General features: G+C 63.1%; 24 protein-coding genes. 8 read left to right on the top strand and 16 right to left on the bottom strand.

The annotated features are described in order from the left end of the window. Positions 1-98 precede the first annotated feature (98 nt). Complete coding sequence (locus tag NKI46_RS24990) at positions 99-1,232, bottom strand: site-specific DNA-methyltransferase (RefSeq protein ID WP_023727472.1); 1,134 nt, start codon at positions 1,230-1,232, stop codon at positions 99-101. 188 nt (positions 1,233-1,420) lie between these two features. Here NKI46_RS24990 and NKI46_RS24985 point away from each other — a divergent pair, with 188 nt between their 5' ends. Continuing rightward, the gene (locus NKI46_RS24985) at positions 1,421-2,107 is read left to right on the top strand and encodes an HAD family hydrolase (protein ID WP_023698533.1); all 687 of its coding nucleotides are present in this window, start codon (positions 1,421-1,423) and stop codon (positions 2,105-2,107) included. 5 nt (positions 2,108-2,112) lie between these two features. Here the strand turns inward: NKI46_RS24985 and NKI46_RS24980 are convergent, their stop codons facing one another. From NKI46_RS24980 to NKI46_RS24950, 7 genes are all read right to left on the bottom strand, one after another. Continuing rightward, positions 2,113-2,544, bottom strand: coding sequence for a DUF1801 domain-containing protein (locus tag NKI46_RS24980; protein ID WP_352748293.1), 432 nt, complete (start codon positions 2,542-2,544; stop codon positions 2,113-2,115). 13 nt (positions 2,545-2,557) lie between these two features. After that, positions 2,558-3,016 (bottom strand): DUF1801 domain-containing protein, encoded by a 459-nt coding sequence (locus tag NKI46_RS24975; protein ID WP_023668395.1) that lies wholly within the window; start codon positions 3,014-3,016, stop codon positions 2,558-2,560. Positions 3,017-3,019: 3 nt separating this feature from the next. After that, a complete protein-coding gene (locus NKI46_RS24970; protein ID WP_023668396.1) occupies positions 3,020-3,241 on the bottom strand; it encodes a hypothetical protein in 222 nt (73 codons plus the stop codon). Between the two features lie 25 nt (positions 3,242-3,266). Further along, positions 3,267-3,659: a VOC family protein gene (locus NKI46_RS24965; RefSeq protein ID WP_023668397.1), complete on the bottom strand. Its 393-nt coding sequence runs from the start codon at positions 3,657-3,659 to the stop codon at positions 3,267-3,269. Positions 3,660-3,716: 57 nt separating this feature from the next. Next, on the bottom strand, positions 3,717-4,142 hold the full coding sequence (locus tag NKI46_RS24960; RefSeq protein ID WP_023701998.1) for an SRPBCC family protein: 426 nt from the start codon (positions 4,140-4,142) through the stop codon (positions 3,717-3,719). Beyond that, complete coding sequence (locus tag NKI46_RS24955) at positions 4,139-4,462, bottom strand: ArsR/SmtB family transcription factor (protein WP_023830047.1); 324 nt, start codon at positions 4,460-4,462, stop codon at positions 4,139-4,141. The genes NKI46_RS24960 and NKI46_RS24955 overlap by 4 nt, the downstream gene beginning before the upstream one ends. Positions 4,463-4,661: 199 nt before the next feature. Beyond that, a complete protein-coding gene (locus NKI46_RS24950) occupies positions 4,662-5,393 on the bottom strand; it encodes a hypothetical protein (protein WP_352748289.1) in 732 nt (243 codons plus the stop codon). Positions 5,394-5,521: 128 nt separating this feature from the next. Here NKI46_RS24950 and thrC point away from each other — a divergent pair, with 128 nt between their 5' ends. From thrC to NKI46_RS24930, 4 genes are read left to right on the top strand one after another with little or no spacing between them, the layout of a single operon-like run. Beyond that, positions 5,522-6,919, top strand: a complete 1,398-nt coding sequence (gene thrC, locus NKI46_RS24945) for a threonine synthase (RefSeq protein WP_023738491.1) — start codon at positions 5,522-5,524, stop codon at positions 6,917-6,919. A gap of 14 nt (positions 6,920-6,933) precedes the next feature. Then, positions 6,934-8,226, top strand: coding sequence for a M16 family metallopeptidase (locus NKI46_RS24940; protein ID WP_023668402.1), 1,293 nt, complete (start codon positions 6,934-6,936; stop codon positions 8,224-8,226). Between the two features lie 14 nt (positions 8,227-8,240). Then, a complete protein-coding gene (locus NKI46_RS24935; protein WP_023668403.1) occupies positions 8,241-8,837 on the top strand; it encodes a GNAT family N-acetyltransferase in 597 nt (198 codons plus the stop codon). Between the two features lie 3 nt (positions 8,838-8,840). Continuing rightward, a complete protein-coding gene (locus NKI46_RS24930; RefSeq protein ID WP_023706671.1) occupies positions 8,841-11,729 on the top strand; it encodes an EAL domain-containing protein in 2,889 nt (962 codons plus the stop codon). 186 nt (positions 11,730-11,915) lie between these two features. Here NKI46_RS24930 and NKI46_RS24925 read toward each other — a convergent pair whose 3' ends face one another. Beyond that, entirely contained in the window at positions 11,916-12,524 is a 609-nt protein-coding gene (locus NKI46_RS24925) for a YqgE/AlgH family protein (protein WP_023668405.1), read from the bottom strand. 215 nt (positions 12,525-12,739) lie between these two features. Between NKI46_RS24925 and NKI46_RS24920 the strand changes: the two genes are divergently transcribed. From NKI46_RS24920 to NKI46_RS24910, 3 genes are all read left to right on the top strand, one after another. Beyond that, positions 12,740-13,546 (top strand): protein-disulfide reductase DsbD domain-containing protein, encoded by an 807-nt coding sequence (locus NKI46_RS24920; protein ID WP_023706670.1) that lies wholly within the window; start codon positions 12,740-12,742, stop codon positions 13,544-13,546. Between the two features lie 111 nt (positions 13,547-13,657). Further along, positions 13,658-14,140, top strand: a complete 483-nt coding sequence (locus NKI46_RS24915; protein WP_023698522.1) for a peroxiredoxin — start codon at positions 13,658-13,660, stop codon at positions 14,138-14,140. An 87-nt stretch (positions 14,141-14,227) separates the two neighbouring features. Next, complete coding sequence (locus tag NKI46_RS24910; RefSeq protein ID WP_023732091.1) at positions 14,228-14,707, top strand: DUF2938 domain-containing protein; 480 nt, start codon at positions 14,228-14,230, stop codon at positions 14,705-14,707. 72 nt (positions 14,708-14,779) lie between these two features. Here the strand turns inward: NKI46_RS24910 and NKI46_RS24905 are convergent, their stop codons facing one another. From NKI46_RS24905 to NKI46_RS24875, 7 genes are all read right to left on the bottom strand, one after another. Beyond that, positions 14,780-15,364 (bottom strand): histidine phosphatase family protein, encoded by a 585-nt coding sequence (locus NKI46_RS24905; protein WP_023827463.1) that lies wholly within the window; start codon positions 15,362-15,364, stop codon positions 14,780-14,782. Between the two features lie 30 nt (positions 15,365-15,394). Further along, the gene (gene rnhA, locus NKI46_RS24900; RefSeq protein WP_023830284.1) at positions 15,395-15,931 is read right to left on the bottom strand and encodes a ribonuclease HI; all 537 of its coding nucleotides are present in this window, start codon (positions 15,929-15,931) and stop codon (positions 15,395-15,397) included. Next, positions 15,928-16,890, bottom strand: coding sequence for a homoserine kinase (locus NKI46_RS24895; protein WP_023702010.1), 963 nt, complete (start codon positions 16,888-16,890; stop codon positions 15,928-15,930). Before NKI46_RS24895 ends, rnhA begins: the two co-directional genes overlap by 4 nt. A 7-nt stretch (positions 16,891-16,897) precedes the next feature. Further along, positions 16,898-17,908, bottom strand: a complete 1,011-nt coding sequence (ispH, locus tag NKI46_RS24890) for a 4-hydroxy-3-methylbut-2-enyl diphosphate reductase (RefSeq protein ID WP_023685425.1) — start codon at positions 17,906-17,908, stop codon at positions 16,898-16,900. 161 nt (positions 17,909-18,069) lie between these two features. Then, positions 18,070-18,825: an SURF1 family protein gene (locus NKI46_RS24885; protein WP_352748286.1), complete on the bottom strand. Its 756-nt coding sequence runs from the start codon at positions 18,823-18,825 to the stop codon at positions 18,070-18,072. Further along, complete coding sequence (locus NKI46_RS24880; protein ID WP_023685423.1) at positions 18,822-19,208, bottom strand: DUF983 domain-containing protein; 387 nt, start codon at positions 19,206-19,208, stop codon at positions 18,822-18,824. Before NKI46_RS24880 ends, NKI46_RS24885 begins: the two co-directional genes overlap by 4 nt. A 13-nt stretch (positions 19,209-19,221) precedes the next feature. Next, positions 19,222-19,362 carry a L,D-transpeptidase family protein gene (locus tag NKI46_RS24875; protein ID WP_023735578.1) on the bottom strand — a complete coding sequence of 47 codons (141 nt, stop codon included), beginning with the start codon at positions 19,360-19,362 and terminating at the stop codon, positions 19,222-19,224. Between the last annotated feature and the right edge of the window lie 44 nt (positions 19,363-19,406).

Here is a 19,406-nt window from a genome sequence, read left to right as displayed (position 1 = left end):
GGCGAAAGCGTTGATGACAGCAATCTCCCCCCTTGAGGGGAGATGCCCGGCAGGGCAGAGGGGGGCCGTCGTAGAGCGCCGAATTTAAACCTTGAATCTCAGGCCCCTGCGCGCTCCATACCGAGCCTGGCGATGCGGCGCAGTTCGTCGATCGGGGTCAGGCCGCCCGAGCGCTCATAGTGCCAGAAGGTCCAGCCATTGCAGGCGTCCAGGCCCTGCACTTCGGCGCCGATCTTGTGGATCGAGCCGGCGCTGTCACCGATGGCAACCGTGCCGTCGGCGCGTACCTTGGCCGACCAGCGCTTCTTGGCATCGTAAAGCGTGGCGCCGGGCTGCATAAGCCCGGTATCGATGAGGCTGACAAAGGCGACGCGCGGCTCGGCGCGCTTGCCGGTGAGCACGGCGAGATCGGCGCTTTCCAGCGGCCGCACGGCATCGATGCGCTCATTGGCGGCGTCGATATAGGCCTGTTCGCGCTCGATGCCGACGAAATGGCGGCCGAGGCGCTTGGCCACGGCACCGGTGGTGCCGGAACCGAAAAACGGGTCGAGCACGATGTCGCCCGGCTTGGTCGAGGCCATCATGATGCGGGCGAGCAGCGCTTCCGGCTTCTGCGTCGGATGCAGCTTGTCGCCATTGTCGTTCTTCAGCCGCTCGCCGCCAGTGCAGATCGGGAACAGCCAGTCGGAGCGCATCTGGATGTCGTCGTTCGATGCCTTCATCGCTTCGTAATTGAAGGTATAGCCCTTGCCCTTCTGGTCGCGCGAGGCCCAGATCATGGTCTCATGCGCGTTCTGGAAGCGGCGACCGCGGAAATTCGGCATAGGGTTGGTCTTGCGCCAGACGACATCGTTGAGAATCCAGAAGCCGAGATCCTGCATCTTGGCGCCGACGCGGAAGATGTTGTGGTAGGAGCCGATGACCCAGATGGTGCCATTCGGCTTCAGCACGCGGCGTGCCGCCAGGAGCCAGGCGCGGGTGAAGGCGTCATAGGCCTCGAAGCTCTCGAACTGGTCCCAGTCATCGTCGACGGCGTCGACCTTGGACTGGTCGGGCCGGTGCAAATCGCCGTCGAGTTGCAGATTGTAAGGCGGATCGGCGAAGATGACGTCGATGGATTTTTCCGGCAGCCGGTCGAGCGCGGCGACACAATCGCCCTTGAGGATCGTGTCCAGCCACTCGGATTGCTGGGGGGCGTGGGAGAGGTCGGCGACAAGACGCACGGCAGACATTTTTACACCCAAGGCACGCGTTACTGTTTACTCCCCGTTATGGTTACCGATCAGCGTAAATATTCGGTGAAGGACGCAACGGTCCAGGCAGCCCTGACGTCGTCAATTTGCGCAGCCCGGCCCGTTGGTGTATGTCGCGCCGCTTGAGCCTTGCCGGGCCTCCATCACCCTCCCTCGTTCGGATTGCCATGCCCCAGCCAGATCTTGTCATCTTCGATTGCGACGGCGTGCTCGTCGATTCCGAAATCATCGCAGCCCGCGTCGAGGCCGAATTGCTGACCTTGGCCGGATATGAAATCTCGGCTGAGGAATACGCCGAAACCTATGCCGGACTGACCTTCAAGGACATCATGATGCGGGTCGAGCAAAAATCCGCCATCCCGTTCCAGGCCTCGATGATCGACCGGGCCGAAGAGCTGGTCGACCGCAAACTGCGCAGCGACGTGCGCGCCATCGACGGCGTGCGCGAGGCGGTCGCCGCAGTCACCGCGCCGCGCTGCGTCTGCTCGAACTCACGCTTGGAGCGGATCGAGTTCATGCTCGAGAAAGTGGGCCTGCTGCCGTTCTTCGCCGGCCGGATTTTTTCAGCGCTGGAAATACCAAGCAAGAAAACCAAGCCCGCGCCGGATGTGTTCCTGATCGCGGCGCAGCAACTCAACGCCAATCCGGCAAACACCTTCGTCATCGAGGATTCGGTGCACGGCGTCACCGGCGCCAGGGCCGCTGGCATGCGCGTGATCGGCTTCACCGGCGCCGCGCACAGCTATCCCGGCCATGCCGATGTGCTGACCGAAGCCGGCGCCGAAACCGTCATCCGCCGATGGGCCGAACTGAAAAGTGTGATTGCCGCTCTGTCGGAGTGGTCGGACGCCTGAACCGATCAGTCCTTGGCTTTGGCCGACCTGGCCGGTTTCTTCTTAGCCATGTTGTAGGCAATCGCGGCGCGGACGAGCGCTTTCAGCGCATCCGCATCGATCTCGTCGCCCTCCGACACATCGATGGCGCGCCACACCTTGCCGTTGAGCCCGTTGTTGAACAGCCTGTAGGGATCCGGCAGGCTGGCACCGTGACAAAAGGTCAGCTTCACCTTGTCCTTGTGAGCGTTGCCGACGGCGATCATGCCGTCGCGTGACCATACCGGGCTGCCCATCCACTTCCACTCCTCGATGATTTCCGGGTCGGCGTCGAGGATGGTCTTGCGCAGGCTGGCCAACGTCTTGCCCCGCCAATCGTCCAGCTCCCGGATTCGGGCATCTATCCGCTCGGAGGCAGAGGCGCCTCCCTCGTCCTTGCTCGACATGCTGACCTTCATGGTCTGCCTCCGTTCACATCTTCTCGCCGGGCAATCGGCTGGCCTGGCTCACCCAGGAGGCGAAGCGGGCTTCGTCGATCTCTTCGCCTTCATGGATGTCGAGATAGCGCACTTCCTTTTGCCTGGAACCGCCGGGAGGCACAGGATCGAGCGACGTGCCGCGAAAGAAGGCGACTTTGACGTATCTGGTGAAGCAATGCAGGCTGAGGAACCAACCCTCGCCCTCGATGCCATAGAACGGTGAGTTCCACTTCACCGCCTTGCAGACGCTGGGGACGGCGCTGACGATAAGTGCGTCGATCCAGCGCCCGACATCGCTTTTCCAGCCCGGCATGGCAGCAATATAGGCCTGCACCGGAGCGTCCCCATAGGCCTTCGGGATCTGCGGGTTGCCGCCCGAAAGCAGGACCGGCTTTTCCGGCTTGTCTGGGGCCGGTTTTGCGACCTTCGATTTTCCCGGCGCCTTGGCCATGTCCTACCCTTGCGCGCCCTGCTCGCCACGCGATCTCGCGACGTAAGGCAGCACGAACATGTAGAGGCCGCTGAACAGCAGCAGGAATAGCGGCAGCAGCGGCGAATAGACCACCCAGGCCGGAGGTTGCCCGAACGCCATGGTGATGAAATTGGCTGCCACGGTCAGCGTGAAGATGATCGACAGCCAACGATGGGTTTGACGTATCCATTTGCTCAAGTTCATTGCAACTTCCTCTTGAAACCAGCGCCTACCAACGCGCCAGTTGGGTGATCTGGATGAGATTGCCGCAGCTGTCGTTGAGCTGGGCGATAGTCGAGCCGGTCACTTCTGTCGGCGCCATGGCGAACGCACCGCCGCGTCCCTTGATGCGCTCGTAATCACCCTTGACGTCGTCGGTGAACAGCATGAGCGCGGGCTGCCCCTGCTTGAAGATGGCCTGCTGGTAGGCCTTGGCGGCCGGGTTGTCGTTGAGCGCCAGCTGTAGCTCGGCTCCCTCGGGCTCATCGGGTGAGATGACGGTCAGCCAACGAAAAGGCCCATTGCTGAAGTCGGCCTTCACGGCAAAGCCCAGCACGTCGGTGTAGAAGCGCAGTGCGTTGTCCTGGTTGTCCACATAGACGCTGGTCAGCTTGATCTTCATCGATTTCCTCCTTTTTGCATTCGGTGCCTCGCGATCAGGGCATGGTACCGACAGGCTTCAATCCGGCTTCGCCAGAAGCTGTTCCAGCTTGGTGAGGAATTGCTGCCACCCGGCCCTGGCTCCGCCATAGGCCTGCTTCTGGCTCGGATGGAAACCCGACTGCTCGACGCGCAGATGGGTACCCTTGCTGGTGGGCGTGAGCGTGAACGTCACCACGCTCTTCAGATTGTAGGCGGCATCCTCATGCGCAAAATCCCAGCTGTAGGACAGCGTCCTGCCTTGCTCGACGGCGAGGACCTCGCAATCGAGCACGCCGCCCCAGTCGCCGCGAAGATTGAAGCTGTGGCCGACGACAGGCTTGAAATCGTTCTTCATGAGCCATTCCTCCATCAGATGCGGCTGCGTCAACGCGCGCCAGATCTTCTCCGCCGGCCAGGATATTTCACGTTCGACGACGACGGTGCGCAGCTCGGGATTGCTCACTGGTCCATCCTTTTCAGCAGGTTCTCGAGATCATCGAAGCGGCTCTCCCAGAATCCAGTCATTTGAACTGTCCAGTCGGTCAGCGGGCCAAGTGCCGCGGGCTGGGCGCTGTAGTGGGTCTGGCGTCCGGCGTGGCGGTCACGCACCAGGCCGGCCAGCTTCAGGACGCCGAGATGCTTCGACACCGCCGGTTGCGAGACCCCGGACTGCGCCGTCAGCGCCCCCACGGTCTGCTCACCCTGGCGGCACAAGCGCTCGAAGATGGCCCGCCGGGTCGGGTCGGCAAGCGTTCTGAACAAAGTATCGTGGGCGTCCGGCATCGGGATCAATAACCTGCGAGCTATTGATTGACGTATAACCGCCGGGATATGGATGAGTCAAGTGCGCTGGCGAAATGGATCGAGATTAAAGCGCAGACGCGACATGACGCAGGCGCACGCCTGCAGGATTACGATCGGATCGTTTGGATCTTTCAAAGAGTTGACCGGCACCGTCGCAGCAGCGACGGTGCCCAGGCGCTTAGTTCGTCGCGGGAGCGCGCTTCTTTTTCTTGCCGGACTTCTTGTCCGCCGCCGCCGGCGCGGTGTCGTCATAGCCGGCATAGACAGTGTAATCCCGGGCGGAGGGTTCGGGCACGACGACGTTGGGATCGGTGAACACGAACTGGGTGGCGGTCGAGGGATCGCTGACCTGGATCTGATAGGGGTGGATCTGCGAATAAAGTACGTCGGGGCCGTGCATGACGGCAATGCGGATCGGCATGGTGATGGTGCCGGGGGCGAACAGCGGTCCCGGCACGATCTTGCCGGCAACGCCAACCTTCATCGTCAACTGGCCGTTGGCACGGCTGCAATCGCGGCTCACATCGCTGATCGAGGCCTGGTAGATGATCTTGGCCGGATCCTTGTTCGGATCGACGATGGAGCCGTCAGGCGCCGTCTGCGCGGCGGCAGCGGCCTCGGCATCCTGTGTTGGATCAGCCTTTTTCTTTTTCGGCTGCGGCGCTCCCTTGGCGTAGGTATTGAAGTATGCGGTGCCGTCACGCACCGTCACTTTCGGGCAGTAGGCCTGCAACTGGCTGGCGAGAACCTTGGGATCCTGAGGCGGTATTGGCGCATTCGGGTCGGTCTTCTTGCCGAAACCGAGATTGAGGATGCCATTGTCGCTCGATTGGCAACCGGCGGCGGCAAGCATAAAGCCGGTTAGCGCCAGACCCGCGACAAAGCGACGGTTGAACTTATGAAACGCCATGAAACTGCACTTCCCTCTCGCAAAGTTGGTGACGTATAGCAACGCCACGGCAAAAATGCGACTGAGCCGGCTCGGAAAATTAACCAATTGCCGTGGATGAAACCGGCGGCAGCAATGGACCTTTGACGATGCGCTATGTGAGTACCCGCGGGGATGTGCCCGTGCTTGGATTTGCCGATGCGGTGCTGGCGGGGCTGGCCCGCGACGGCGGGCTTTATGTGCCGCAGACATGGCCGCAGTTTTCGGCAGCCGAGATCCGCGCCATGCGCGGCCTGCCCTATGCGGACCTCGCCATCCGCGTGCTGACGCCCTTCCTCGGCGGCGAGATCGCCGCACCCGTCTTCGAGCGCCTGGTGCGAGAAGCCTATGCCACCTTCCGCCACCGGGCCGTCTGCCCGCTGGTGCAGACCGGCGCCAACACGTTCATCCTCGAGCTCTTCCACGGTCCGACGCTGGCCTTCAAGGACGTTGCCATGCAGCTGCTTGCCCGGCTGATGGACCATGTACTGACTGAGCGTGGCCAGCGCGCCACCATCGTCGGCGCGACCTCGGGTGACACTGGCGGCGCCGCCATCGATGCCTTCGCCGGCCGCGACCGAACTGACATTTTCGTGATGTTCCCGCATGGCCGCGTCTCGCCGGTACAGCAGCGGCAGATGACGACATCGACGGCCGCCAACGTCCAGGCGCTGGCGATCGAAGGCAATTTCGACGATTGCCAGGGCCTGCTGAAGGATATGTTCAACGATCATCGTTTTCGTGATCGCGTGTCGCTGTCGGGCGTCAATTCGATCAACTGGGCCCGCATCATGGCCCAGATCGTCTATTATTTTTCCTCGGCGCTTTCGCTCGGCGCGCCGGACAGGCCGGTCTCCTTTACCGTGCCGACCGGCAATTTCGGCGATATTTTCGCCGGTTACGCCGCCAAGAAGATGGGCCTGCCGGTCGAGCGGCTGATCGTCGCCACCAACGACAACGACATATTGGCGCGCACTTTCGCGACCGGTGAATACCGCACCAAGGGTGTGTTTGCGACGACGTCGCCATCGATGGACATCCAGGTATCGTCGAACTTCGAGCGACTGCTGTTCGAGGCCTGCGACCGTAACGCAGAGACGGTGCGGCGTTACATGGCCGGCCTCAAGCAATCCGGCGCCTTCACCATCGAAACCGCAGAAATCGACCGGATGCGGTCCGAATTCGACGCCGGACGCGCTGATATGGACGAGGTTGCCGCCACCATCCGTTCAACGCTCGAATCCAGCAATTATCTGCTCGATCCGCACACGGCCGCGGCCGTGCATGTCGCCGCCGGCAAGGCTGACGGTGCAGTGCCGATGGTGGTGCTGGGCACGGCGCACCCGGCCAAGTTCCCGGCCGCGGTCGAAGCCGCCTGCGGCGTGTCGCCGGCCCTGCCCGCATGGCTGGGGTCCTTGATGTCAGCCGACGAAAAGTACACGGTACTTCCATCCGACCTGAAAATGGTGGAAGATTACGTGAGCCGCCACTCAAGGGCAGCGCGTTAGGGAGTACTTGCCATATGGGTGTTGAGGTAAGCCGTCTGTCGAACGGCCTGACAGTCGCCACCGAAACCCTTCCAAGCCTCGAATCCGTTGCCCTTGGCGCCTGGGTCAAGTCCGGCGCCCGCAATGAGCGTGACGACGAGCACGGAATGGCCCATCTGCTCGAGCATATGGCCTTCAAGGGTACGAAAAGGCGGACGGCCTTCGAGATCGCCTCGGAAATCGAGGATGTCGGCGGCGAGATCAATGCCGCAACATCAGTCGAGACGACGTCCTATTACGCCAGGGTGCTGTCCGACGATGTGCCGCTGGCGGTGGATATCCTTGCCGATATCCTGCAGGAGTCCGAATTCGACCCAGAGGAACTGGAGCGCGAGCAGCATGTGATCCTGCAGGAGATCGGCGCCGCGCACGACACGCCCGACGACATCGTCTTCGACCGTTTCACCGAGACCGCCTTCCGCCACCAGACGATCGGCCGCTCGATCCTCGGCACGCCGGAAACCGTCAAATCCTTCACCTCCAAACAGCTGCATGATTTCATAGAGCGCCAGTATGGCGCCGAGAAGATGGTGATCGTGGCGGCAGGCGACATCAAGCACGACAATTTCGTGCGCGAGGTCGAAAAGCAGCTTGGCGGTTTCCGCAGCAAGTCCGACAGCACGATGCCGCAATATGCGCAGTATGTCGGCGGCGATTTCCGCGAGGATCGCGACCTGATGGACGCGCAGATCGTGCTCGGCTTCGAAGGCCGAGCCTATCATGTGCGCGATTTCTACGCTTCGCAGGTGCTGTCGATGATCCTCGGCGGCGGCATGTCGTCCCGGCTGTTCCAGGAGGTCCGCGAAAAGCGTGGCCTGTGCTATTCGGTCTATGCCTTCCACTGGGGTTTTTCCGATACCGGCATCTTCGGCGTTCATGCCGCGACCGGGCAGAGCGACATTGCCGAACTGGTGCCGGTCATTATCGACGAGCTGCAGAAGGCCGGCGAGAATATCCTTCAGGAAGAGCTCGACCGCGCCCGCGCGCAATATCGCGCCGGCCTGATCATGTCGGCTGAAAGCCCGGCCAGCCGCGCCTCGCAGATCGCCAGGCAGCTGCTTCTGTTCGGTCGGCCGATCGCCAAGGAGGAATTGATGGAACGGCTGTCGGCGCTGACCGTCGAGCGGCTGACCGACCTTTCGTCCCGGCTGTTTTCGACCAAGCCGACGCTGACCGCGGTTGGACCGGTGGGTACGCTCGCGCCCTATGAGGCGATTCTCGATTCGCTTGCGGGCACGCACACCACGGCCCGCAAGCTCGCCGTCTAAGCCTTCAAGCGCCGGTGTTCGCGCTCCCTTTCTTTCGCCGTGACCTGCCGGCACTGAAAGGCGACCGGGTCATGCTGCGCGTGCCCTACACCAACGACTATCGCGAATGGTCAGCGGTGCGCGGCGAAAGCCGTGCCTTCCTCGAACCGTGGGAGCCGCGCTGGACGCCCGATGAACTCGACCGCACCGCCTGGCGGCTGCGCATCGGCCGCTACCGCGAAGACTATGCGCAGGGGACAGCCATCGCCTTCTTCATCTTCGAGAAGGCGAGCGGCAAGCTTGCCGGCGGCATTACGCTCGGCAATATCCGCCACGGCGTCTCGCAAAGCGGCCATGTCGGGTACTGGATCGGGGAGCGGTTTGGCGGCCGCGGCCTGATGACCGACGCGGTCAAGGTGGTCTGCCGCTTCGCCTTCGATACGCTGAGGTTGCACCGGATCGAAGCTGCCTGTATTCCCGACAATGTCCGGTCGATCCGCGTGCTTGAAAAAGCCGGATTCCGGCGCGAAGGACTTCTGCGATCCTACCTCAGGATCAACGGCATCTGGCAGGACCACTACCTCTACGCCCGGATCGCGGACGATCCGCCGGGCGCTGGAACGAAGGACTGATTTTTGACGAATTTCCTGCGAAACGGGTCGCTGTTGGCCTTTGTTCTGGCGGTTGTCGTCACGCTTTGCGCGGCGCTCCCGGCCTTCGCCGTCGAACCGATCAAGATTGCCCGCGACGATGTCGCGCTCGACCTGTCGCGCGCCGTCCAGATCTACGTCAATCAGGGCGAAAACTTCCAGGTGTCGACCGCGCCCGGTCCCGACGGCATCGTCCGGCGCATCGAGGTCGAGGCCAATGACGCGCGCTCGAGCGGCGACTGGGCGGTGTTCGCGCTCGCCAACACCACCGACCAGCAGCTCGACCGGCTGATCGTGGCGCCGCATTTCCGGCTGGTGAATTCCGGCATCTTCTGGCCCGATCTCGGCGCCACCCGCATCGCCGCGATCACCCCCAGCGAGGGCTTCGCGCTCGACCGCCAGTCAAGCTCCGACGCCGACGTGTTCCGGGTGACGCTGAACCCGGGAACGGTGATCACCTTCATCGCCGAACTCGCCTCGCCGAAGCTGCCGCAGGTCTATCTATGGGAGCCGGAAGCCTACAAGGACTCGGTCAATTCCTATACGCTGTTCCGCGGCATCGTCATCGGCATCGCCGGGCTGCTGGCGCTCTTCCTGACCATCCTTTTCGTCGTCAAGGGAACCTCGATGTTTCCGGCGACAGCCGCACTTGCGTGGGCGGTACTTGCCTATATCTGCGTCGATTTCGGCTTTCTAAACAAGATCATAGAGATATCGCCCGGGAACGAGCAGATGTGGCGGGCGGGAACGGAGGTGGCGCTTGCGGCGACCTTCGTGGTGTTCCTGTTCGCCTATCTCAACCTCAACCGGTGGCACGGCCATTTCAGCTATGGCGCGCTGGTCTGGATCCTCGGCCTGGTGCTGATTGCCGGTGTGGCCATCATCGATCCGGCAGTCGCCGCCGGTATTGCCCGGCTGTCCTTTGCCGCCACCGCGCTGACCGGGCTCGGCCTCATCATCCTGCTCGGTCTTCGTGGTTACGACCGTGCGATCATGCTGGTGCCCAGTTGGGTGATGGTGCTGCTATGGCTGTGCGGGTCGTGGATGGCGATCACTGGCATGCTCGACAACGACATCGCCCAGCCGGCATTGGGCGGCGGGCTGATCCTGATCATCCTTTTGATCGGCTTCACCGTCATGCAGCATGCCTTTGCCGGCGGCGCGCTGCATCAGGGCCTGTTCTCCGATCTCGAGCGCCAGGCGCTGGCCGTCGCCGGCTCCGGCGACACGGTGTGGGACTGGGACGTGCTGCGCGACCGCGTCGTCACCAAGCCCGACGTCAGCATCCAGCTTGGCCTGGCGCCCAACAGCCTGGGGGGTGCGGCCCGCAACTGGCTGCCGGTGCTGCATGCCGACGACCGCGACACGTTCCGCACCACGCTCGACGTGGTGCTCGAACATCGGCGCGGCCGGGTCTCGCAGAATTTCCGCCTGCGCGGCGCCGACGGGCACTACCACTGGTTCTTGCTTCGGGCGCGGCCGGTGATCGGCTCGGACGGCGAAGTGATTCGCTGCGTCGGCACCATGGTCGACGTCACCGAGCAGAAAAAGTCCGAGGAAAGGCTGCTGCACGATGCCGTTCACGACAATCTGACCGGCCTGCCCAACCGCGAACTTCTGATGAACCGGCTGGAAGCCATCATCTCGATCGCGCGCACCGAAGAGAAGGTGCGCCCGACCGTCTTCGTCATCGACATCGACCGTTTCAAGCAGGTCAATGACGGGCTTGGCATCTCGGCCGGCGACACCATCCTGCTCACCATTGCGCGCCGCTTGCACCGGCTGTTGAAACCGAAGGATTCGCTGTCGCGCTTTGCCGGTGACCAGTTCGCCCTGATGCTGCTCTCCGAACAGGAACCCTCCCGCATCGCGGCGGTGGCAGACGCCATCAAGCACGCCATCAACAACCCGATCACCTTCGCCAAGCGCGAGATCGTGCTGACTGCCTCGATCGGCCTGATCACCTGGACCTCGGCGCAGACTTCGGCAGAAGACATGGTCAAGGACGCCGAGCTTGCCATGCACCAGGCCAAGCGCTTCGGCGGCGACAGGATCGAGCCGTTCCGGCCGGCCTTCCGCACCGTCGGCACCGACCGGCTGCAATTCGAATCCGATCTGCGCCGCGCCATCGAGCGGCGCGAGTTCACCCTTGCCTACCAGCCGATCGTGCGGCTGGAGGACGGCAGCATTGCCGGCTTCGAGGCGCTGCTGAGGTGGGACCATCCGCGCCGCGGCATGATCCCGCCCGGCGATTTCATCCCGGTCGCCGAAAGCTGTGGTCTGATCGTGCAGCTTGGCCTGTTTGCCATGCAGCAGGCGGCCGAGGACCTCGCCGGTTGGCAAAAGCAGATCGGCGACACGCCGCTGTCGGTGTCGGTCAATCTGTCCAGTCGCCAGCTGATCCGCCGCGACCTGGTCAGCGATGTCCGCTCGGTCATCGCGCGCGCCAATCTGAAGCCGCGCTGCTTCCGGCTCGAACTTACCGAATCGCTGGTCATGGACAATCCAGAGCAGACCTCGCATGTGCTGACCAAGCTGAAGCAGCTCGGCATCGGCCTGTCGCTGGACGATTTCGGCACCGGCTATTCCTCGCTCGCCTATCTGACCCGCTTCCCCTTCGACACCATCAAGATCGACAAGAGTTTTGTGGACGACGCGACGCCGAAGCGCGCGGTGCTGCTCAAATCCATGGTCAACATGGCGCATGAGCTCGGCCTGTCGGTGGTGGCCGAGGGCATTTCCGACGAAAGCGATGCGCTGGAACTGCGCCAGATGGGCTGCGAATATGTGCAAAGCTTCATGTTCGGCGCGCCGATGCCAGGCGACCAGGTGCTGAAGGCGTTGAAAGAGCAGTACCCGATGACGCAGGCGTGACGGGTGAGGCATGCGTCGTGCAGGCGCGTGGTTACATTGGAATGAACCCCTGAAGCGACCGCGCCTTCGTCATCCTAGGGCGAAGCAAGGAGCGCAGAGACGCGGCGCAGACCCTAGGATGGCGAAAGTGGCGGGCGGCTTCGGCTAGTCGCGAAGGTTCGGCGGAACGTCGGCGAAGGCGAGGCCTCAGGCGTGCCCCGCGGCCAGGCTCAAATGCGCCAGATCAATCCCGATCGATGCCAGGATGCGGTCGTACTTCCGCTCGATGTCGGCGTCGAACAGCAGCTCCGGCGTGGCCGGACAGGTCAGCCAGCCATTCTCGGCGATCTCGGTTTCCAGCTGGCCGGCGCCCCAGCCGGAATAGCCGAGCGCCATCAACGCGCGCCGCGGGCCGCGGCCGGACGAGATGGCGCGCAATATGTCGACCGTCGCGGTCAGGCAGATATCGTCGGAGACGGTGAGCGAGGATTCCACCCGGTAGTCGCCCGAGTGCAGGACGAAGCCGCGGCTGCGGTCCACCGGGCCGCCATTGCGCACGACGAAGTCGCGGGCCTGCGCCGGCAGCCTGATCGCCTCCTGCTCGTTCATGATGCCGAGCTGCACCAGAAGATCGGGAAACAGCATCTGTTGCGTCTGGTTGATGATCAGGCCCATGGCGCCTTCATCGCTGTGCGCACAGATGTAGATGACCGAGCGCGTGAAGCGATCGTCCTTCATGCCGGGCATGGCAATCAGAAACTGGTCGTCAAGAAAGCCGCGTCCACCGGCCGTCTTTTTGTGGCGCAACAAGTCCATGGACGGGAGCGTAACGCGTTTCCGGGACGCCGAAAAGATGCGCCGCGTGCGATTCGGCCAAAGCCCAACGGTTGGAACAACGGAATCTTGACTGCGAACTTCACTCGGCCGATTGCTTGAAGCCAACTGTTCCTTGCCCGAAGGTCACGCAAATATGATACGCAGAGCGCCATGAAAACATTGCGCGGCCATGAACTGACGATCAAATCAACGCCATGCAAAGCTTGAAAATCCTGCTGCTCGGTATTGCTATCGGATGCGGAGCAGTCCTGCCCGCCGCCGCCTCCTCGTCGGAATGGTACAACAGCGAAGGCGGCAAGGTGCGGCTGGTGACAACAGGCAAGGCCGACGAGGCCGGTCGCATACAGGGCGTGCTCGACATCGCGCTCAAGCCCGGCTGGAAAACTTATTGGCGCGATCCGGGCGACGCCGGCGTGCCGCCGCAGATCGACGTTTCGGCCAGCACCAACATCACCGATGCGGCGTTTTCCTTCCCGCCGCCGCAGCGCCATGACGACGGCTACGGCAAATGGGCCGGCTACAACCATCCGGTCTCGCTGCCGGTGACATTCACTTTGTCGTCGCCTGGGGATGCGGCCGTCATCGATGCCGACATCTTTCTCGGCATCTGCGAGACGATCTGTATTCCGGTGCAGACGCGGCTGAGCGTCGATCCCGCCGCCGATCCCGACAATGCCGAGGATGCGGCGCTGGTGAAGGCTGCACTCGCCACCTTGCCCGCGCCTGCCAAGCCCGATTTCGGGATCAAGGTGCTGCCGGGCGACCATGAGACGCTGATGGTCGAGGCGACTTTTCCCGGAGATCCGGAGGCGGCGGATTTATTCGTCGCCGGGGGACGCGATTATATGTTCGGGGCGCCTGCACGCAGCGAAAAGGACGGCCGGCTGGTATTTACCATTCCGATCCTCGACCGGCCGTCGACGACACCGACCGATGGCGGGTTGTATTACACCCTGACAAGTGCCGAAGGCGCGGTCGAGGGCGTTCTGCCGTTCCCCTGATACCGAACCCGATCAGGGCTTTCCCTTGATCCAGGCCTTGTCGGCGGTTGCGGGAGATGCCCGATTTCGCTATCGCAAGAAACCTTCCCTGCTTTTCACACGAGGACCATCATGACGATTGCCGTTGGCGACAAACTGCCCGATGCGACCTTCAAGGAAATGACCGCCGACGGCGCCAAGGTGATCACCTCGGCCGAGATTTTCGCGGGCAAGAAGGTCGTGCTGTTCGGCGTTCCAGGCGCCTTCACGCCGACCTGCAGCAACAATCATCTGCCGGGCTATCTCGAGAACCACGATGCCATCCTGGCCCGCGGCGTCGACACCATCGCCGTCGTCTCCGTCAACGATGTCCATGTCATGGGCGCCTGGGCCAATTTCACCGGCGGTCAAGGCAAGATCCTCTATCTCGCCGACGGCAATGGCGACTTCGCCAGGTCGATCGGCCTCGACTCCGACTATTCCAGCGGCGGCATGGGATTGCGCTCGAAGCGCTTCTCGATGATCGTCGACAACGGCAAGGTCACGGCGCTCAATGTCGAGACCAAGCCAGGAGTCGACACATCGGGTGCCGCTCACATTCTGAGCCAGCTCTAAACCGCGGCGGCCGCGTCGGCTCATGAGCGCCATGGCCTGACGACGACGCGCTTCCAGCCGGATTGCCTGCTTTGGGGGACATCGACGATGTTTGACATCATCTGGCGCAGCGTTGCGATCGGCATCGGCGCCACGGTGCTGATGGATCTTTGGGCGCTGTTCCTGCATCTGGCGCTCAGCCAGCCGCGGCCGAACTGGGGGCCGCCCGGCCGCTGGGTCTGGCACCTTAGGGAAGGCAAGGTTTTCCACGACGATATCGCCCATGCCGCACCCTATGCGCATGAGCAGGCGCTGGGCTGGGCCTTCCATTATGTCACCGGCATCGTCTACGGCTTCATCCTGGTGGCGCTGGCGGGCACGGCATGGCTGGACGCGCCGACCTTCCTGCCGGCCTTCATCCTCGGCATGGTCACCATCGGCGCCGGCTGGTTCCTGCTGGCGCCCGGCATGGGCGCCGGCTGGGCTGCGTCAAAGCGCCCCAACGCGATGCAGATCCGCGCCTTCAACGTGATCTCGCACACGGTGTTCGCGCTCGGCCTCTACGGCACGGCCCTGCTGATCCGCTGAGGACAGGTTCTATCCGCTGGTCGCCAGCGGCTTCATCGCGGCTACGGTATCGATGATCTCCTGACATCCGCTTTAGCGCGGCGCCAGACTGTCTATCGGCCGCCATCCGTGGACGACGCGGCGCGTGCCGACATCATAGGCGAAGTAATTGCCGCCGCCGGCCGGCTGATCCGCCGCGCGGCTGATTGCGCGGCCGCTGAGCGAGAGCAGCAAGAGCGTTCCGACGCCGCCATGGCCGACGAAGGCAATGTCGCCGCCGTCGGCAGCACCCAGCACCGTTTCGACCTCGCTGACAATGCGTTGCTGGGCGTCGATGGCCCGTTCCCAGCCGCGGATGCTTTTGTGCGGGTCGGCGAAGAACTGGTCGGCGACCACCTCGAACTCCGGCGGCGGCAGGAAGCCGGTTGCCGACCGATCGTTCTCATGCATGCGCTCCCTCACCTCGACCGCGAGGCCGAGGTGTTTGCCAAGGATCTCGGCGGTTTCGATCGCCTTGCGCTCGGCCGACGAGACGACACGGCGAATCGACCCGACCCATGGCTGATCGAGCATGGCTGATGCTGTCGCTCGTCCGATCTCGGACAGCCCCCAGTGCGGCACGGGAACGTTGGCATCGATCTGAACCTGGGGATGGGTGATGTAGTATACGATCGGCATGAGTGAGATCCCCTTGCCCATAGCTTGAGCTCAATAGCTCTGGGTCGAGCGCCGTGCCCGCGGCGCCGGCTGCTTCTCGGATGCCGCCGGCTTCAGCGCCACTTTCGGCGCCGCAGGTTTGGCTGAGCCCCTCTTGAACGGCGCCATGCCTTCCCTTGCGAGTTCGTCGGCGCGTTCGTTCTCGGTGTGGCCGGCATGGCCCTTGACCCAGTTCCAGGTCACGTTGTGGCGCCGATTGGCCTCATCCAGCGCCTGCCACAGTTCACCGTTCTTGACCGGCTTCTTGTCGGCGGTCTTCCAGCCGTTTTTCTTCCAGCCGTGGATCCATTTGGAGATACCGTCCATGACATATTTGCTGTCGGTGTGAAGCTCGACGGCGCACGGCTCCTTCAGCGCATTCAGCGCCGAGATGGCGGCCAGCAGTTCCATACGGTTATTGGTCGTCTCGGCCTCGCCGCCCGACAATTCCTTGGTCTTGCCGTTGAAGCGCAGGATGGCGCCCCAGCCGCCGGGACCGGGATTGCCCGAGCAGGCACCGTCGGTGAAGATTTCGACCTGCTTGGTCATGTCAGTCCGTATTCCGAAGGCGACTTGATCGCGCGGTGGAAGCGCATGCGGCGGATATATTCGGTCGGATCGCGCTTCATGACCAGCCCGCCGTCGGGAACGGTCAGCCAGTCATAGAGCCGGGTCAGCATAAAGCGCAGCGCCGAGCCACGCGAAAGCATCGGCAGCGCTGCTTTCTCGCCCTCGCTCAAAGGCCGCACGCTCTGATAGCCGGCCAGCAGCGCCGTGCCTTTGGTCAGGTTGAAGGAGAAATCCTTCTCGAAACACCAGGCGTTGAGACAGGTGGCGACGTCATAGGCGTAGAGGTCGTGGCAGGCGAAATAGAAGTCGATGAGGCCGGACAGTTTCTCGCCGAGGAAGAAGACATTGTCGGGAAACAGATCGGCATGGATGATGCCTGCCGGCAGGCCCTGCGGCCAATGGCGTTCGAAATCCGCGAAATCCGCGTCGACCTCGGCCGCCAGTCCCGGCTCGACCTCGTCGGCTCGGTCGCGCGAGGCATTCCAGAGTTTGCGCCAGCCCTCGATGGCGAGCGCGTTGTCACGCGTCATCGCAAAATCCTGGCCGGCGAGATGCAGGGCGGCGAGCGCCTTGCCGACCTCCGCGCAATGCGCCGCTGTCGGCCGCCGCAGCGACAGGCCTTCGAGGAAGGTGATGATGACCGCGGGGCGGCCGGCCAGCGTGCCGATGACGGTGCCGTCATGCGCGGTCACCGGCAACGGGCAGGAAATGCCTTTGCGGGCGAGATGGCCCATCAGGCCGAGGAAGAACGGCAGGTCGGCCTTGTCGACGCGCTTCTCGTAAAGCGTCAGTATGTAAGAGCCGCTTGAGGTGTGCAGCAAAAAGTTCGAATTCTCGGTGCCTTCGGCGATCCCCTTGTAGGACAAGAGTTCGCCGACCGGATATGCCCTCAGGAACGCGCCGAGTTCGCCCTCATTGACGTCGGTGTAGACCGCCATGGGCTGTTCACGCGGCTCCGTTGACGAAGGCCATGTCGGCCCGCGTCAGTTCGACATCGCGCAGAACCCGCATGACTGGAAAATCCTCCGTTTCGGTGGCGGTGATCGCCAGGTCGATGGTCACCTCGAAGCGCTGGCGGAATGCATCGATGATCTCGTCGACGATGATCTCCGGCGCCGACGCGCCGGCAGACAGGCCGAGCGTCGAGATGTTTGTGATGTCATTCCACGGAATTTCGGCGGCGCGCTGTACGAGAAGCGACATGGTGGCGCCGGCGCGCTCCGCCACTTCGACAAGACGGCGCGAATTGGAGGAATTGGGCGCACCGACGATCAGATAGAGATCGGCGCCGGCGGCGGTTTCCTTGACCGCTTCCTGGCGGTTGGTGGTGGCGTAGCAGATCGATTCGGCGGCCGGTGCATGCAGTTGCGGGAAGCGCTCCTGCAGCACCCGCAATATGCCGGCAGTGTCTTCGACCGACAACGTTGTCTGGCTTACGAAGCCGAGCGCTTCCGGGTCGGCGGGGGCAAAGGTCCCAGCGTCGGCTTCGGTCTCGATCAGCGTGACGGCGCCTTCAGCCAGTTGGCCCATGGTGCCGATCACTTCGGGATGGCCGGCATGGCCGATCAGAAGCACATGGCGGCCGAGCCGCTGATGGCGCATCGCCTGCTTGTGCACCTTGGACACCAGCGGGCAGGTGGCGTCGAGATAGAAGAGCTCGCGTGCCTTGGCGTCGGCCGGCACCGATTTCGGCACGCCGTGGGCTGAGAAGACAACCGGCGACTTGCGGTGCTCGGCCGGGATTTCCGAGAGTTCCTCGATGAAAACCGCGCCAAGGCTTTGCAGGCCCTCGACGACATAGCGGTTGTGCACGATCTCGTGGCGGACATAGACCGGCGCGCCGTATTTCTTCAACGCCAGCACGACGATCTGGATCGCGCGGTCGACACCGGCGCAAAAGCCGCGCGGCTGGCAGAGCCGGATCGTCAGCGGTGGTTTTGTGGCGGTCTGCAGCATGATTCCAGATCGGTTGATCGTATCGTTTGGCGAAATGAGGTGTGCACCCCTGCCCTGTCAAGGGCAGTTGGATCAGGTTGAATGGTCAACCTGATCTAACTCTTTGTTGGAGCATGATCTTGTCCGAAACCGGTTCCCACTTTTCGGGATCATGCTCTGGATCATTCAGTCTTTGCCGGACGGCGCAGCCTGATGATCAGAACCGCGGCAAGAGCCGCCGCCAGGCCATACCAGGTGAAGGCATATTGCAGATGAGAATTCGGCAGGTCGATGATGGTGACGCCGCCGACCGGCAGCCCGCCCGGGTTCGGCGTCTTGTCGGCGTCGATGAAGATCGGCACCAGCACGGCACCGGCCGGCAGGCCGGCACTCGCCGCCATGACGTCACGATCCTTCCAGTAGAAGATGTTCTTGGCCACGTCATTGTCGGGCAGCATCATCGACGGCTTGGCCGGCAGCGGGTTGCGCGCCAGGCCGGTGACCGTGACCTTGCCGGTCACCTGCCCTTGCGGGCGCTTGGCGGCATCCTTGACATCATAGGGAACGAAGCCGCGGTTGATCAGGACATAGCGGCCATCGTCGAGGGCCAGCGGGGTATAGACGTTGAAGCCGGCGTCGCCGTCCCATGTGGCGTAGAAATGCCGCTCGCCGGAGTGCAGGAACGTCCCGCTGACGGTGACCGGCGTGTAGTCGACATCACCGGTGGCGGCGAATTCCTTCTCGACGTCCGCCAGCGGCTGCGGCGCTGAATGGGTGCGCTGGTCGATGGTCTGCAGAAGGGCTTCCTTCCAGTACAGGCGCTGCACCTGCCATGTGCCAAGCCCGAGCAGGATGACGAACACCACCAGGCCGAGGCCGAGCAGCAATGCCGTCTTCGGCCGCGAGCGGCCGGCGGGCTTGGTCAGCGCCTCGTTCATTGCCCCTGGTCCAGGCGGCCTTCGGCCGCCTTGTTGGCGTATTGAAGCGTCAGCAGCACCCCCTTGATCAACCTCAGCGCCGTCAGGCACAGTCCCACGGCCAGCGGTATCCAGATGATGAAATGCAGCCAGAGCGGCGGGCTCAGCGTCACCTCCACCCACAGCGCCAGCCCCACGACGATGAAGCCGATGATCAGGATGACGAACACCGCCGGGCCGTCGCCGGCATCGGCGTAGGAATAGTCGAGGCCGCAATTGTTGCAGCGCTTGCCGACGGTGAGGAAGCCGGAAAACAGCCGTCCTTCGCCGCAGCGCGGGCAGCGTCCGTGCAGGCCGGCCGAGATCGGCTCGATGGGTGGCCAGATCGCCCTATCTTCACTCATGGATAGTCATGCTTTACGGCTCGATTTCGATCAGCGTTCCATCCGGCACCATAGTCCAGATTTCGTCCATGTCGCAGTCGGTAACCCCAATGCAGCCATCGGTCCAGTCGACCAATTGAAGCAGCCAGCCCGACCAGCCGAATCCGTTGGACATTAACGGGCGCCGAAAAGAAGAAAGGCGACCGCGTTGCCGCGACC

It is taken from the genome of Mesorhizobium sp. M0615, from assembly GCF_040320805.1.
In the GTDB taxonomy this organism is placed as follows: Bacteria; Pseudomonadota; Alphaproteobacteria; order Rhizobiales; family Rhizobiaceae; genus Mesorhizobium.
The sequence above is the reverse complement of the archived record's forward strand: the minus strand, read 5'-3'. Positions and strand labels throughout refer to the sequence as shown.